At 74.0% G+C, this 14,160-nt stretch carries 16 protein-coding genes; 11 read left to right on the top strand and 5 right to left on the bottom strand.

The genetic code is table 11. The features are described from left to right. Positions 1 to 4 precede the first annotated feature (4 nt). Positions 5 to 715, top strand: coding sequence for an HAD family hydrolase (locus ACTT8P_RS05340; RefSeq protein ID WP_442830345.1), 711 nt, complete (start codon positions 5 to 7; stop codon positions 713 to 715). Here the strand turns inward: ACTT8P_RS05340 and ACTT8P_RS05335 are convergent. After that, positions 706 to 900 (bottom strand): hypothetical protein, encoded by a 195-nt coding sequence (locus ACTT8P_RS05335; protein WP_442830344.1) that lies wholly within the window; start codon positions 898 to 900, stop codon positions 706 to 708. The two genes, ACTT8P_RS05340 and ACTT8P_RS05335, sit on opposite strands and share 10 nt — an antisense overlap. Before the next feature lie 169 nt (positions 901 to 1,069). Here ACTT8P_RS05335 and ACTT8P_RS05330 point away from each other — a divergent pair, with 169 nt between their 5' ends. The 4 genes from ACTT8P_RS05330 to ACTT8P_RS05315 all read left to right on the top strand — a co-directional run bounded on the left by ACTT8P_RS05330 (position 1,070) and on the right by ACTT8P_RS05315 (position 6,878). Continuing rightward, complete coding sequence (locus ACTT8P_RS05330) at positions 1,070 to 1,924, top strand: GntR family transcriptional regulator (protein WP_442830343.1); 855 nt, start codon at positions 1,070 to 1,072, stop codon at positions 1,922 to 1,924. Between the two features lie 118 nt (positions 1,925 to 2,042). Continuing rightward, the gene (locus ACTT8P_RS05325) at positions 2,043 to 4,202 is read left to right on the top strand and encodes a phosphotransferase family protein (protein ID WP_442830342.1); all 2,160 of its coding nucleotides are present in this window, start codon (positions 2,043 to 2,045) and stop codon (positions 4,200 to 4,202) included. Then, positions 4,199 to 4,810: a TetR/AcrR family transcriptional regulator gene (locus ACTT8P_RS05320; RefSeq protein WP_442830341.1), complete on the top strand. Its 612-nt coding sequence runs from the start codon at positions 4,199 to 4,201 to the stop codon at positions 4,808 to 4,810. The genes ACTT8P_RS05325 and ACTT8P_RS05320 overlap by 4 nt, the downstream gene beginning before the upstream one ends. A gap of 49 nt (positions 4,811 to 4,859) precedes the next feature. Continuing rightward, positions 4,860 to 6,878, top strand: coding sequence for a HelD family protein (locus ACTT8P_RS05315; protein ID WP_442830340.1), 2,019 nt, complete (start codon positions 4,860 to 4,862; stop codon positions 6,876 to 6,878). Positions 6,879 to 6,886: 8 nt separating this feature from the next. On the opposite strand, the gene ACTT8P_RS05310 is transcribed toward ACTT8P_RS05315, so the two are convergent. Both ACTT8P_RS05310 and ACTT8P_RS05305 read right to left on the bottom strand, forming a co-directional pair. Continuing rightward, on the bottom strand, positions 6,887 to 8,044 hold the full coding sequence (locus tag ACTT8P_RS05310) for an SGNH/GDSL hydrolase family protein (protein ID WP_442830339.1): 1,158 nt from the start codon (positions 8,042 to 8,044) through the stop codon (positions 6,887 to 6,889). Position 8,045: 1 nt separating this feature from the next. Next, entirely contained in the window at positions 8,046 to 8,654 is a 609-nt protein-coding gene (locus ACTT8P_RS05305) for a TetR/AcrR family transcriptional regulator (protein WP_442830338.1), read from the bottom strand. Positions 8,655 to 8,746: 92 nt separating this feature from the next. On the opposite strand from ACTT8P_RS05305, the gene ACTT8P_RS05300 reads away from it, so the two are divergent. Further along, on the top strand, positions 8,747 to 9,253 hold the full coding sequence (locus ACTT8P_RS05300) for an FBP domain-containing protein (protein WP_442830337.1): 507 nt from the start codon (positions 8,747 to 8,749) through the stop codon (positions 9,251 to 9,253). Next, complete coding sequence (locus ACTT8P_RS05295) at positions 9,250 to 9,654, top strand: VOC family protein (protein ID WP_442830336.1); 405 nt, start codon at positions 9,250 to 9,252, stop codon at positions 9,652 to 9,654. Before ACTT8P_RS05300 ends, ACTT8P_RS05295 begins: the two co-directional genes overlap by 4 nt. An 88-nt stretch (positions 9,655 to 9,742) precedes the next feature. Here the strand turns inward: ACTT8P_RS05295 and ACTT8P_RS05290 are convergent, their stop codons facing one another. Then, positions 9,743 to 10,273: an AAA family ATPase gene (locus tag ACTT8P_RS05290; RefSeq protein WP_442830335.1), complete on the bottom strand. Its 531-nt coding sequence runs from the start codon at positions 10,271 to 10,273 to the stop codon at positions 9,743 to 9,745. A 37-nt stretch (positions 10,274 to 10,310) separates the two neighbouring features. On the opposite strand from ACTT8P_RS05290, the gene ACTT8P_RS05285 reads away from it, so the two are divergent. The 4 genes from ACTT8P_RS05285 to ACTT8P_RS05270 all read left to right on the top strand — a co-directional run bounded on the left by ACTT8P_RS05285 (position 10,311) and on the right by ACTT8P_RS05270 (position 12,529). After that, entirely contained in the window at positions 10,311 to 10,859 is a 549-nt protein-coding gene (locus ACTT8P_RS05285) for a maltokinase N-terminal cap-like domain-containing protein (protein ID WP_442830334.1), read from the top strand. A gap of 71 nt (positions 10,860 to 10,930) precedes the next feature. Next, a complete protein-coding gene (locus ACTT8P_RS05280; protein WP_442830333.1) occupies positions 10,931 to 11,395 on the top strand; it encodes a helix-turn-helix domain-containing protein in 465 nt (154 codons plus the stop codon). 85 nt (positions 11,396 to 11,480) lie between these two features. Then, the gene (locus tag ACTT8P_RS05275) at positions 11,481 to 12,095 is read left to right on the top strand and encodes a hypothetical protein (protein WP_442830332.1); all 615 of its coding nucleotides are present in this window, start codon (positions 11,481 to 11,483) and stop codon (positions 12,093 to 12,095) included. A gap of 98 nt (positions 12,096 to 12,193) precedes the next feature. After that, positions 12,194 to 12,529, top strand: a complete 336-nt coding sequence (locus ACTT8P_RS05270) for a DUF2516 family protein (protein ID WP_442830391.1) — start codon at positions 12,194 to 12,196, stop codon at positions 12,527 to 12,529. A gap of 21 nt (positions 12,530 to 12,550) precedes the next feature. Here ACTT8P_RS05270 and ACTT8P_RS05265 read toward each other — a convergent pair whose 3' ends face one another. Next, positions 12,551 to 13,963, bottom strand: a complete 1,413-nt coding sequence (locus tag ACTT8P_RS05265) for a PP2C family protein-serine/threonine phosphatase (RefSeq protein WP_442830331.1) — start codon at positions 13,961 to 13,963, stop codon at positions 12,551 to 12,553. Positions 13,964 to 14,160 lie beyond the last annotated feature (197 nt).

Here is a 14,160-nt window from a genome sequence, read left to right as displayed (position 1 = left end):
TCCGGTGACCGCATCGACAGATTCCTTGCACGAACTGATCACTCCGGTCCGGTACGTCCTGTGGGACCTGGACGGGCCGATCTGCCGGCTGTTCGCCGGGCGCCCGGCGGGCGGCATCGCCCAGGACCTGGTGCACAAGATCGACGCGCTGGGGCTGGGCGGCTCGCTGTCCCCGGCCGAACGGGCCCAGCGCGATCCGCACGCCGTGCTGCTCCGGGTCGGCGAACAGCACCCGGGCAGCGACCTGGTGGTGGAACTGGAGGAGTGGCTCACCCGGCAGGAACTCACCGCCGTCCCCGGCGCCCGCCCCACCCCCTACGCCGATCCGCTCATCCGGACCTGGACCGCGCTGGGCGTGGTGTCCGCCGTCACCACCAACAACTCGGCCCGGGTGGCGGCGGCGTACCTGGACACCCGGGGCCTGACGGGGTGCTTCTTCTCCCTCTACGGCCGCACCGGCGACCTCGGCCTCATGAAGCCCCATCCGCACTCGCTGCTGCGGGCGCTGACCGCGATGGGCGCCGACCCGTCCCGGGCGCTGATGATCGGGGACTCCCCGTCCGACTGCGCGGCGGCGCGGGCGGCCGGGGTCCCGTTCCTCGGGTATGCCCGCAATGAGGAGAAGGCCGGTGCCCTGGTGGCCGCGGGTGCCGACCAGTCCCACGTCGTCGCGGACCTGTCGGACGTACGGACCGCGCTGCTGGCTCAGGCCTGAGCGGTCAGGACGAGCAGCCCGAGGGCCAGCCACCACAGGGGGTGCACCTGGCGGAGCAGGGGGCGGAGCAGGAGGAGGGTGGCCGCGGCGACGAGGAGGACGAGGCAGAGCGGGCCGTACCGGGACCGCAGCAGTGTCTGGACGGCGTACTCGACCACCAGTCCCACGATGTGCCGGCGCATCATGTGCCTCCCCGTCAGATCTGCGATGGACCGACAACTAGTGGGCCAATTGGACCGGTTGTCGTAGTGTGGTTGTGCCCGCTCCGTGAGATCGGTTAACGGGTCCGCCAGTTGGACTGCTTACTTGTCCGAAAGTGGTGTGCTCATCGGTCGGCGGCGGTACGGTCGGCGGGTGGGCGAGGCGCGGACGGGAGACGGCGGCAGGGAGTTCCAGCGGGTCCTGGCGGCCCTGCGGGAGTCGATACTCGACGGCACCTACGGCTTCGGCCGGGTGCTGCCACCGCAGCGGGAACTGGCCGAGCGGCTCGGTGTCTCACGGGACACCGTGCAGCGGGTGCTGGCGGAACTGCGCGACGCGGGCTGGATCGAGACCCGCCAGGGCAGCGGCTCCCGGGTGATCAGGGAGTCGGGTCAGCCACCGGTTCCGGAGTCCTCGATGGCCGCGGCCGACCTGGGCTGGTTCATCGACCGGGCGTTCGCCGGCCGCAAGGTCGCCCTCGACGTCTACACCCTCACGACCGAATCGCTCGACGCCCATGTCCGGGAACAGGCCGAGCGGATCGTGCACGGACGGTCCCCGGCGCCGGCGGAGATCACGCTCCGTGTCCTCCTGCCGTCCGAGGGACTGGAGCTCCCCTATCCGCGCAGCGCGCGGGACCCGGGTGACCCGCGGATGCGGGACCGGCTGCATCGGATCAGCGACCGGCATCTCGGTGCGCTGCGGATGACGCTGGCGGAGCTGGCGGCGAACTCCCTGGTCGCCAAGGTGTCGGTGGTCGTGCGGCGGGTGCCGCTCACGCCGGCCTTCAAGGTCTACCTGCTCAACCGGACCGAGCTGCTGCACAGCGTGTACCGGGTGATACCCCGGCGGATCATGCTGAACGAGACGGAGCAGGTCGACGCCCTCGACGTGCTCGGCTTCGGCGCTCAGGCCACCCACTTCGCGAAGTCGCCGTTCGTCGACGCCCACCAGCAGTGGTTCGACTCCCTCTGGGAGCATCTGTCGGTGCCGGAAGGCAAAACCTGATGCGGTAAGGTCCCCGGCACCCCACTGGTCGCGGCCGTGCAGGTGACACCCCACCCTGCGCTGTCCCGGCATCGCGTTTACCGTCGTCACACCAGCCCCTTTCGCACCGGAGCGACCAGTGGTCGTACCTTCCCCTCCTGATCCGCTCCGCGCCTTCGTACGGCTGGCCGTCGAGCAGGGGGTGCCCGTCCAGGGCCACCACCACCGCAACCACATCACGCCCCTGCCGCCCCGCGCGGCCGCGCTGCTCGGCCGGGAACCCGGTGAGTCCGTCACCGTGCGTATTCGGCGGGCCGACGCTCTCCCCGTGGTGATCCGCACCTGGCCGGACGAGCCGGCCGTCCTGACGGCCGTACGGGAGGTGCTGCCCGAAGTGCCGCGGTGTCTGGCGCGGTGGGACGGCGGCACGGTCCAGACCCATGTGGAGGGCGTCACCCTCGACGAGCTCTGCCCGGCCGGCAAACCCGTCGACCGCATCGTCGTCGAAGCGCTGGCCGGCCGGCTCGCCCGGCTGACGCGGGTGCGCCGTACCGCGCTGCCGCCGCTGCCGGTCACCTGGCCCCGCAACGGCACGGACAGCCAAGCCTTCCTGCGCACTCTCGCGCATCGCGCCGACGTACAGATCAGGCAGGCCAATTGGACTGAGTTCGGTGGGCTCTTCACGGCGCTCGGGCTGCCCGAGGAAGCGCTGCGGGAGTGGGGCGAGCGGACGCCCGCCCTGACGCGCCGGCCGTTCAGCCTGCTCCACGCCGATCTGCACCGGGAGAACGTGATCGTCTCCGAGGGGCCCGACGGTCCCCGCCTCACCTGCGTGGACTGGGAGCTGGCCAGCTACGGCGACCCCCTGCACGACCTGGCGACCCATCTGGTCCGCATGCGGTACCCGGACGCCCAGTGGCCCGAGGTGATCGAGGCGTGGGCGGCGGCCGTGCGGGAGGTCCGGCCCGCGGCCGGGCACGGACTGAGCCGGGACCTGCCGCACTACCTGGCCTTCGAACGCGCCCAGTCGGTGTACCCGGACGTCATGCGCGCCGCGCGCTCGCTGGCCCGGTCGTTCACCCAGGAGCGGCTGACGGCGGCGACGGAAGCGGTGCGGCGGGCGCTGGACGCGGCGGCGCAGCCGCTGCGGCTGACCCGGGTGGCCGGCGACGGCGAGATCGAGCGGGCCCTGTTCCGGTGGTGCGCGTCCCGGGACGACGACGGACGGCGGCCGCTCGCCGGCGCACACCGCTGGAGCCGCGACCGGCGGGTCCCCGAGCGGGCCGACTTCCCCGACGCCGCTGTGCGGCAGGCGCTGCGCGAGGAGGGCGCCGCCCCCGCGCACCGCGTCTTCAAGGGCACCGGGCACCTGAACACCGTCGTGCGGGTGCCCGGTGCCGCCGCCCCCGTGGTCGTCCGCCGGAAACTGCCCCAGGACTGCCGTCGCGAGCGGAGTTTCCTCAGTGAGCACTCCGTGCTGCGGGCCATCGAGCGGGCGAACGTCAGGGTCGCGGCGCCCCGGGTGCTGGCGCTCGGCGAGAGCGGCAGCCGGGACCCGTTCGCGATCCACACCTATGTCGGTCCGGACGACGTCGACCGCACCCCCCGCCACCCTGTCGACGGTCTGCTGCCGCACGAGGCGGACGGGCTCGTCGACCAGCTCTGCGCGCTGACCCGGGTGCACTACCGGCAGCTCGACCCGGTGGCCGGCGGCGGCGGGTTCCACCACTGGCTGGTGGAACAGCTCGTCGCGCTGGTCGCCGAACTGCCCGCCGAGTCCCTGCGCCGCGCCCGGCTGCTCGGCCTGCCCGACGCCGACCGGCTGCGCCGCATCCTGTCCCGGCAGCCGACGACCGAGCGGAAACCGGCCCTGCTGCACGGCGACCTGAACCCCTGGAACCTGGTCCGCCGGGACGACGCGCTGGCCCTCACCATCATCGACTGGGAGATGGCGGTGGTCGGCGACCCGCTCTACGACCTGGTCCGGCACCTGCACCTGACGCCGACCCGCCCGGAGATCCGGACCCGGATGTTCCGCCGCTGGGAGCGCAGCCTGCCGCCCGAGCACACCCGCGACTGGCGGCAGGACTGGCGGGCGTACCGCAGGCTGGAGGCGGTCCGGTCGGCCTACGTCGACCTGGACCGCATGGTGACCGGCGCGAGCCTGGACGCGCCCAACGTCCGCCGCGCCGTCGACTCCTACGCGGGCACCCTGGCGGTCGCCACCGGCGCGCTCGGGCTGCCGGTGCGCCGCCTGAGTGCGGGGCTGCGGGAGCGGCTGCGTACGCTCGCCCCATGACCGGTACCGGCCTTCGGGAGCGCAAGAAGCAGCGGATGTACCAGGTGCTGTCGGACACCGCCGTCCGGCTGTTCCTGGAGCGCGGCTTCGACGCCGTGTCGGTCGCCGAGGTGGCCGCCGCGGCCGAGGTCTCCAAGCCGACGCTGTTCCGGTACTTCCCGGCCAAGGAGGACCTGGTCCTGTACCGGATCGCGGACCACGAGGGCGAGGCCGCGCGGGTGGCGGCCGAGGGCCCGGACCCGGTGACGGCGCTGCGGCGGCACTTCCTGGCCGGACTGGACCGGTGCGACCCGGTGACCGGGCTGAACGACCACCCCGACGTCCTCGCCTTCCACCGGCTGCTCTACGGCACCCCCGCCCTCGCCGCCCGGGTCTCCGGCTACCAGGAACGCTCCGAGGCCGCGCTCGCCGACGCCCTCGGCGGCGACCTGGACGCCCGGCTGGCGGCCGGCCAGATCATCGCCGTACAGCGGATCCTCGCGCTGGAGAACTGGCGGCGGATCGCGGGCGGGGAAGCGGTCGAGGACGTACGGGAGGACGCGGTGGCCGCCGCCGAGCGGGCGTTCGGGCGGCTGGCGGCGGGGCTGTCGCAGCTCAACACTGGATGAGATGCGGTTAAAAATGTTACTCGGTTAAGAAATCCATTAGGCTCGGGGAATGACGTCACCCGACCCCGTCCTCCGGGACGCCCTGACCCAGGAACGCGCCCACCACGAGCGCTGCCGTGCCGCCCTCGCCCGGATGGTCGACGGCGCCCAGGAACACGTCGTCACCGGCGAGGACGTCTCCGCCTCCGGTGCCGACGCCGAGGTACTCGGGTTCCGGCTGCGCAGCCGGGCCAAGGAACTGCGCGAACTGCCCGAGGGGCCGCTGTTCTTCGGGCGCCTCGACCTCGCCGAGGGGCCGCTGCACATCGGCCGGCTGCGGATCTCCGCGCACCCGGCCGCCCCGCCGCTGGTGGTCGACTGGCGGGCCCCCGTCTCCCGCGCCTTCTACCAGGCCACCGCGCACGACCCGCAGGGCGTGACGGTCCGCCGCCGGTTCGGCTGGGCACCCGGCAGCCGCGGCGACTCGGCCGACCTGACCGGGCTGGAGGACGAGCACCTGGCCCGGGGCGAGTCCGGGGCCGGCCGGATCGTCGCCCGGGAGATCGAACGCCCCCGGGTCGGGCCGATGCGGGACATCGCCGCGACCATCCAGCCCGAGCAGGACGACCTGGTCCGGGCCGCACTGGCCGACTCGGTCTGCGTGCAGGGCGCCCCCGGCACCGGCAAGACCGCCGTCGGCCTGCACCGGGCCGCCTACCTCCTCTACACCCACCCGCGCCGGATGCGGCGCGGCGGACTGCTCGTCCTCGGCCCCAGCCGCGTCTTCCTCGGCTACATCGCCGAGGTGCTGCCCGCGCTCGGGGAGAGCGGCGTACGGCAGTCGACGCTGACGCAGGAGATCGCCCGGCATCCGGTGACCGGCACCGACGAGCCGGCGGCGGCCGTCGTCAAGCACGACGCCCGGATGGCCGAGGTGCTGCGCCGGGCGCTGTACGGGCGGGTGTCCGCGTCGGCGGCGGCCGACCTGGAGGTGCCGGACGGGTCGCTGCGCAGGCGGCTGCCGGCCGGTGAGCTGGCGCGGATCGTGGCCGGCGTACGGGCGGAGGAACCGCCGTACGACACCGGGCGGGAGCGGGTCCGGGCCCGGATCGTGCGATGCCTCCAGGACCAGGCCGAACGGCGCGGCGAGACCTGCGGCGCGGCCTGGGTGCGCCGGACGGGGCGGGCCCGGCCGGTCACCGCCTGCCTGGACGCCGTATGGCCGCGGGTGCGACCGGAGGAGGTGGTGGCCGGGCTGCTGGCCGACCCGGCGGCGCTGGCCGAAGCGGCCGACGGGGTGCTGGACGCCGACGAGCAGAAGGCGGTGCGGTGGCCGCGCCCGCCGCGGTCCTGGCGGTCGGCGCGCTGGTCCGCCGCCGACCTGGTCCTGCTCGACGAGGTCGCCGGACTCCTGGACCGCCCCGGCGGCTACGGCCATGTCGTCGTCGACGAGGCGCAGGACCTGTCCCCGATGGAGTGCCGGGCCATCGCCCGCCGGGCCGCCTTCGGGTCGCTCACCGTGCTCGGGGACCTGGCGCAGGGCACCACGCCGTGGGCGGCGCGGTCCTGGCACACGGTCCTCGGCCACCTGGGCCGGCCGGACGCGGCGCCGGCGGAGCTGACCACCGGCCACCGGGTGCCGCAGGCGGTCGTCGGCCTCACCAACCGGCTGCTCGGCCGGCTCGACGTGGCCGTCCCCGCGGCCCGCTCCTCGCGCGGCGACGGGGAGGTGACGATGCGCCGGGTGGCGGACGCGGGGGAGGTGCCGGGCGCGGCGGTGGCCGCCGTGCGGGCCGCGCTCGGCCGGGAGGGGTCGGTCGGGGTGATCGTGGCCGACGCGGACGCCGGCCGGGTGCGGGCGGCCCTGGCCGCGGCCGGGATCACGGCGGGCGGCCCCGAGGACCCGGCCGCCCGCCCGGCGGTGGTCCCGGCGGGCGAGGTCAAGGGACTGGAGTACGACCACGTGATCGCCGTGGAACCGGCGGCGATCGCGGCGGCGGAGGAGCGAGGACTCAACCGGCTGTACGTCGTGCTGACCCGGGCGGTGTCACGGCTGGACGTGGTGCACGCCCGGCCGCTGCCGTTCTGAGCGGTACGTCAGGACAGCGGACCGCCCGGGGCGAGGGCGAGGTCCGCGAAGCGGTCGCCGATGCGCAGGTGGGTGGCGGCGTCCGGGTGCAGGCCGTCGGGGAGGGGGAGTTCGGCGTGGTCGGCCTCGCCGTACAGGGCGCGGCCGTCCAGCAGGTGCAGGTGCGGATCGGCGGCCGCGCGGTCCCGGACGATACGGGCGAGTTCCTCGCGGACGACGGTCAGCGTCAGCTTTCCGGCGGCGACCTCGGCCGGGTCGCCGGTGGCCCGGAAGCCGAGCCGGCCCTCGGCGAGCAGCGCGGGGTCGAAGGCGGCGGGCCCCGGGGTGTCCTCGTGGATCGGGCAGTGCAGCGGGGAGATCACCAGCAGGGGCGTCGCCGGATGGCCGTCGCGGATCGTGTCCAGGAAGCCGTGCACCGCCGGACCGAAGGCGCGCAGCCGCATCAGGTCGGCGTTGACCAGGTTGAGGCCGATCTTGACGCTGATCAGGTCGGCCGGGGTGTCCCGCAGCGCGCGGGCGGTGAACGGGTCGAGCAGGGCGCTGCCGCCCAGGCCCAGGTTGACCAGCTCCACCCCGGCGCGCAGGGCGGCGCGGGCCGGCCAGGTGGCGGTGGGGCTCGCGGCGTCCGAGCCGTGGCTGACCGAACTGCCGTGGTGCAGCCAGACCTTGCGGCCCCGATCGGGTACGGGGATCGCGGGGGCGTCGGTGCGCAGGGCGACCAGTTCGGTGGTCTCGTTGTGCGGCAGCCAGATCTCGACGTCCTTGTCGTGGTCCGGGAGGCCGGTGAAGCGCAGGGTGGCCGCCGGGCCGGGGCGGTGCTCGGTGGCCCCGGTGCCCAGGTCGACGGTGAGGGTGTGGCCGCCGGGGGCGGTGGCCCGGCCGTGCGGGACGCCGTCCACCAGGAGGTCGTAGACGCCGTCCGGGCGGGGCGGGGCGCCGGGGTGGACCCGCTTGGTGGGGACGGTGTCCAACTCGACGGTGGTGGCACGGGTACGGAAGGCCAGCCGTACGCCGGAGGGCTGGCTCTCGGCCAGGGCGAGCTGCGGGTCGGCGCACTGGGCGCGGGCCCGCGCGGGCAGCCGGTGCGGCAGCAGGCCGTACGCGGTGCGCTCGAGGTCGAGGGCGCCGCGCAGCAGGCCGGGGGCGGTGAGCGGGATGGTGTGCATGTCAGGGGCCTGTCGGTGCGGGGGCGGGGGCGGGGGCGGGGGGCGCTGGGGGCCAGGTGCGCAGCAGGGCGTCCAGGGCGTCGAGAATCCGGGTCCAGGACTCCTCGGGGCCGGGGGAGCTGTGGCTGAAGCTGCCGCCCAGCTCCATGCTGACGTAGCCGTAGAAGACGCTGCCGAGCAGCCGTACGGCGTGCGTCTGGTCGGGTTCGGCCAGGTGGTAGCCGCGCAGCAGGGCCCGGGTCAGCTGCGCCTGCCGTACGCCGGCGCTGGCGGCGGCGGTCTCCGGGTCGAGCCGGAGCTGGGCGGCGGCGAACCGGCCGGGGTGCGCGCGGGCGTAGTCGCGGTAGACGTTCGCCAGGGCGGTCAGGGCGTCCCGGCCGGCCCGGCCGGCGAGCGCGTCGGCGGCCCGGTCGGCGAGCTCGGCCAGGGCGAGCAGGGCGATGCCGGTCTTCAGCTCCTGGGAGTTCTTCAGATGCGAGTAGAGGCTCGCGACCTTGACGTCGAACCGCCTGGCCAGCGCCGAGACGGTCACCTGCCCGAAGCCGGTCTCGTCGGCGAGCTCGGCGCCCGCCGCGATCAGCCGTTCCCTGGTCAGTCCCGCTCGTGCCATAGCCGTCCTCTCACCTGCCTATCTATCTAAGGCAGTATCTATGCACCATTAAATATTTGCCTAAAGGTTATAGGCAAATTACCGTTGAACTCATGAAACCTGTGACCGAACCCGAGATCCGCGCCGCGTTCGTCAACCGCACCAAGGGCGAGGCCAAGCGCCTGCACGTGCCGCGCGATCTCGCCGACCGGCCCTGGGCGGACCTCGACTACCTGGGCTGGCGCGACCCGCAGGCCCCCGACCGGGCCTGTCTCGTGGCCGACCTGGACGGCCGGCTCACGGGCGTCGCCCTGCGCTGCCCCGCCCCGCACTCCGGGCAGGCGCGGCGCAGCATGTGCTCGATCTGCCTGACCACGCACACCGGCGGCGTCTCCCTGATGGTCGCCCCGAAGGCGGGCAAGGCCGGCCAGCAGGGCAACTCGGTCGGCATCTACGTGTGCAGCGACCTCGCCTGTTCGCTCTACGTACGGGGGCTCAGGAGCGCGGGGCCGGGGGCGCGGCTCCAGGAGTCGCTGACCTTGGAGGAGAAGATCGGGCGGACCGTGGCGAACCTGGCGGGCTTCGTCGCCAAGGTGACGGCACCGGGGGTGGGGATGTGACGACCCCGCGCCCGACTCCGCGCCCGACTCCGCGCCCGACACTGTGCGCGATCACTCTCGACTGTCCCGACCCGCCGGCCCTGGCGGCGTTCTACCAGCAGGCCACCGGCTGGACACCGCACCCGGGATCGAACGCCGACTTCGCGGGGCTCAGCGCGGAGGACGGGTTGTTCATCGGTTTCCAGCGGGTCGAGGGCTACCGGGCCCCGCGCTGGCCCGGCCAGACCGTGCCCCAGCAACTGCGCCTGTGCTTCCGGGCCGGCCCGGACCTGGCGGCGGCCGAGGCCCGGCTGCTGCGGCTGGGGGCAGGCAAGCCGGACCACCAGCCGCACGGAACGAGGGCGACGGTGCTCACCGATTTGGCCGGGCACCCGTTCTGCCTCCTCGGGGACGGGGCGTGAAGGGGTGGCCCCGCACAGCCCCACCCCGCCCAGTCCAGCCCCGCCTAGTCCAGTCCAGTCCAGCCCAGTCCAGCCCGGCACAGTCACCTCAGCCCTTGACCGCCTCCGCGATCCGCCGGGCGGCCTCGGCGGGGGTGAGGTGCGTGGTGTCGACGACCTCCGCCTCGGCGTGCAGCCAGGTGCGGGCGGCTTCCGCGTAGGGGTCCAGGTGGGCGAGGCGGAACGGGGAGTCGGGGCCGAGGACGGTGTCGCCCGCGATGCGCGCGCGCAGGGCGGCCCGGTCGGCGTGGAGGACGAAGTGCCGGACCGGAATGCCGTGTTCGGCCAGGCCCGCGTCGATCTCCCGCCAGTACGCCTCGACCAGCACGGTCATCGGCATCACCAGGGTGCCGCCGGCGAAGTCCAGCACCCGGCGGGCGGTCTCGACGACGAGCGGGCGCCAGGGCGGCCAGTGCTGGAAGTTGTCCACCCCCGCGCCCGGCAGCTTCGGCCTGATGTCCATGAGCGCCTCGCCGACCTTCTCGGCGTCGAACACCCGGGAGTCCGGGATCAGCCGCTGCACGAGCGCGGCCGTCGTGGTCTTGCCCGCCCCGTGGGTGCCATTGATCCATACGATCATGGGTGCGCAGGCTAGCCGACCGAACCGAGGAGCCGCAGTGGCTGTCATCCACCGCACCACGATGAGCCCCACCAAGCTGGAACTGCTCGCCGAGTGGCTGCCGGCCCAGCCCTGGTACCGGGGCGGACCGGACGCGGAGCTCACGAGGGCCGGCGGGTTCCGGCTGGACGACCCGGCCGGCGAGGTCGGCATCGAGTTCATGATCGTCACCGGTGCCGGGTCGGGGGCGTACTTCGTGCCGCTGACCTACCGGGGAGCGCCGCTGGACGGCGCGGACGCGGCGCTGATCGGGACGTCCGAGCACGGTGTCCTCGGCACCCGCTGGGTCTACGACGGCGGGCACGACCCGGTGCTGGTCGCCTGCCTGACCGCGCTGCTGCGCGGCGAGGCGGTCGCGCAGGCACAGAGCGAGAGCGACACCGCGGACCCGTCCGTACGGGTACGCGTCACCGACCCCGGCGACGCGGTGCCCGTCGTCCACCGGGCACTCCCTCACCATGAGTCCGCCGCCGCCTCCGGAACGGTCACCGCACCCTGGCAGCGCCCGGACGGGACCCGCGCGGAGTCGGTCGTCGTCTCCGTCTAGCGGTCTAGCGCCGAGTCACTCTTGCAAGCACCTTGCTTGCAATAGTTAGCGCGGTCGGGCATCGTAGAGGCATGGCATCGCTCAACGTCGGCAACCTCGGGGAGTACCTGCGCGAGCAGCGGCGCACCGCGCAGCTGTCGTTGCGGCAGCTCGCCGATGCCGCGGGGGTGTCCAATCCGTATCTGAGCCAGATCGAGCGCGGGCTGCGCAAGCCGAGCGCGGAGGTGCTCCAGCAGGTCGCCAAGGCGCTGCGGATCTCCGCCGAGACGCTCTACGTGCGGGCCGGGATCCTGGATGCCGAGCGGGACCGGGAGGAGTGGCAACGGGAGGCGGCGACCACGGCGGTCGTCCTCGCCGACCCCACGCTCACCGAGCGCCAGAAGCAGGTGCTGATCCAGATCTACGAGTCTTTCCGCAAGGAGAACGGATTCGGCACCGGACCTGGACCTGACCAGGGGCCCGACGACGACATCTCCATACGCGGCCCGCGCGTGACCGGCGGCGACGACGCCGCCCCGCGACGGACGGCCGGGTAGGAAGCGGCCACCGGCCCCGCGCGGGAGACCCGTAGCACGCCCTGCACACACTTACAGCTGAACGCGATCCGGGAGGACCGTCACCATGGCCATCACCGACGACCTGCGCAAGACCTTCAGCGACCCGACGCCGCTCTACTTCGCCGCCGGCACCGCCGACCTGGCCTGGCAGCAGGCCAAGAAGGTGCCCGTCCTGGTGGACCAGCTGCGCACCGAGGCGCCGGCCCGCATCGAGGCCGTGCGCGGCACCGACCCCAAGGCCGTCCAGGAGAAGGCGGCCGCCCGCGTCAAGGAGACGCAGGGCACGCTCCAGACCAAGGTCAACGAGTTCATCGGCTCGCTCGACACCGACCTGAAGAAGCTCGGCGAGAGCGCCCAGGACCTCGCGCTGCGCGGGGTCGGCGTGGCCGCCGAGTACGCCGTCAAGGCCAAGGAGACCTACGAGAAGGTCGCCGAGCACGGCGAGCAGGCCGTGCGCACCTGGCGCGGCCAGGCCGCCGAGGGCATCGAGGACGTCGCCGAGGATGTCGAGGACCTGGCCGTGGCCGTCGAGCCGAAGACCGAACCGGTCAAGGTCGAGGAGGAGAAGCCCGCCACGGCACCGGTGACGCCCGCCGCGGTCGCCGCGAAGAAGACGCCCGCCGCGCGCAAGGCCCCGGCGAAGAGCACCGCGAAGAAGTCCACGCCCTCCGGCAAGTGAGCACGCGGCGGTCCGGGCACCCTCGGGGTGCCCGGACCGTTGTACGGGTACGGTGACGGCGTAGGGACGACCCGAGTCTGGTGGTGGACGTAGTGCTGATGCAGGGGTTCGCGGGCTTCATGTGGCTGTTGAGCATGGCCCTGATCGTGTTCAGCGGCTTCGCGTTGGTCGACGCCGCCACCCGCCGCGAGGACGCCTATCGCGCGGCCGACAAGAAGACCAAGCCGTTCTGGCTGATCATCCTGGGGCTCGCCTTCGTGGTGAACCTGATCTTCAACGTCCTGTCGTTCCTGCCGATCATCGGTCTCATCGCGACGATCGTGTACATGGTCGACGTACGCCCGGCCCTGCGCGGCCTGCCGGGCGGCGGCCGCAGCACCCGCCGGGGCAGCAGCAGCGACGGTCCGTACGGGCCGTACAACGGGGGTCGCTGAGCACCGGGGCGGGCGCCCTGTTCAGGCGGTCCGGTCCAGCAGTACCACCGCCACGTCGTCCGCCAGCTCGCCGCCGTTCAGCCGGCGCACCTCGTTGACGGTCGTCCGCAGCAGCGCCTCCCCGCTCAGCCCCTCGGCGAGCTTGCCGCGGACCAGCTCCACCATCCCGTCCTGGCCGAGCCGCTCCCGGCCCGCGCCGGTGTGGCCCTCGATCAGCCCGTCGGTGTAGAGCATCAGGCTCCACTCGGCGCCCAGTTCCACCTGCGTACGCGGCCAGCGCGCCCCGGGCAGCAGCCCGAGCGCCGGGCCGTTGTTGTCGTACGGCAGCAGTCGCGCGGGCCGGCCGGGGCCGGCGACCAGCGGGGCCGGGTGCCCGGCCAGGCACAGCCCGGCGCGCCGGCCGTCCGGCGCGATGTCCACGGTGCACAGCGTCGCGAAGATCTCGTCGTCCCCGCGTTCGTGCTCCAGTACTTCCTGGAGCGTGCCCAGCAGCTGGTCACCGCAGAGCCCGGCCAGGGTCAGCGCCCGCCAGGCGATCCGCAGCTCCACGCCGAGCGCCGCCTCGTCCGGGCCGTGCCCGCAGACGTCGCCGATCATGGCGTGCACGGTGCCGTCGGGGGTGCGGACGACGTCGTAGAAGTCGCCGCCGAGCAGGGCGCGGGAGCGGCCGGGGCGGTAGCGGGCGGCGAACCGCAGCGAGGAGCCGTCCAGCAGCGGCGTCGGCAGCAGGCCGCGCTCCAGCCGGCGGTTCTCCTGGGCCCGCAGCCGGCCCTCGGCCAGCCGCCGCTCGGCCCAGTCGGACCGCTTGCGCTCGACGGCGTAGCGGATGGCCCGGCTCAGCAGCCGGCCGTCCAGCTCGTCGCGGAACAGGTAGTCCTGGGCGCCGACCGCCACCGCCTCGGCGCCGCGCTCGGCGTCGGACGACGAGGTCAGCGCGAGCACGGCGTGCCGGGGCGCCAGCTCCAGTACGTGCTTGAGCACCGCCAGCTCGTCGCCGCCACCGCCACTGCCGCCACTGCCGCCGTCGCCGTCGCTGTTCGTGTCAACGGCGGTGGTGGCCGGTCGGCCGGGGGCGGGCAGGGCGAGGTCCAGCAGGATGCAGTGCACGTCGTCGGTGAGCAGCCGCTCGGCCTCGGTGAGGTTGCGGGCGGTACGGATCCGGATCGGCCGGCCGGACTGGTCCAGCAGGTCGGGCACGATCGGCGAGCCGGCCGGGTCGTCCTCGATGAGCAGCAGCGTCAGGTTGGTGTGCGCGGCGGGGTCGGCGGCGGCCGGCTCCCGGCCGGTGTCGTGACCCGCCGTCCGGCCGGCCGCGCCGGTGTCCTTCCGGGCCGGGGCCTGCTCGACGGACGGGCCGCCGGCCCTGGCCGCGGCCTGCGCCTGACCACTCTCCACGGCCGGGATCGCTCTCTGCCGCGGTACGGGTACGGGCATCGTCTTGGTTCCTTCCCTCCCCCCGAGGGCATGGCGGGGCGAGGGACCTCGACCCACCGACGGGGACCATAGCGGGTGACCGCCGGGCAGCGGAATGGCGCACGGCACGTCGGTCCGCCAACGGCCACTGTCATATGCCGCGTTCCGTACCGCAGTTGGGCAGCGGTCCGGGTCCCCCGGGATGACGAACGTCACGT

This window comes from Streptomyces sp. JW3 (genome assembly GCF_052216785.1).
Classification (GTDB): Bacteria; Actinomycetota; Actinomycetes; order Streptomycetales; family Streptomycetaceae; genus Streptomyces.
This window is presented reverse-complemented; position numbering and strand designations above follow the sequence as displayed.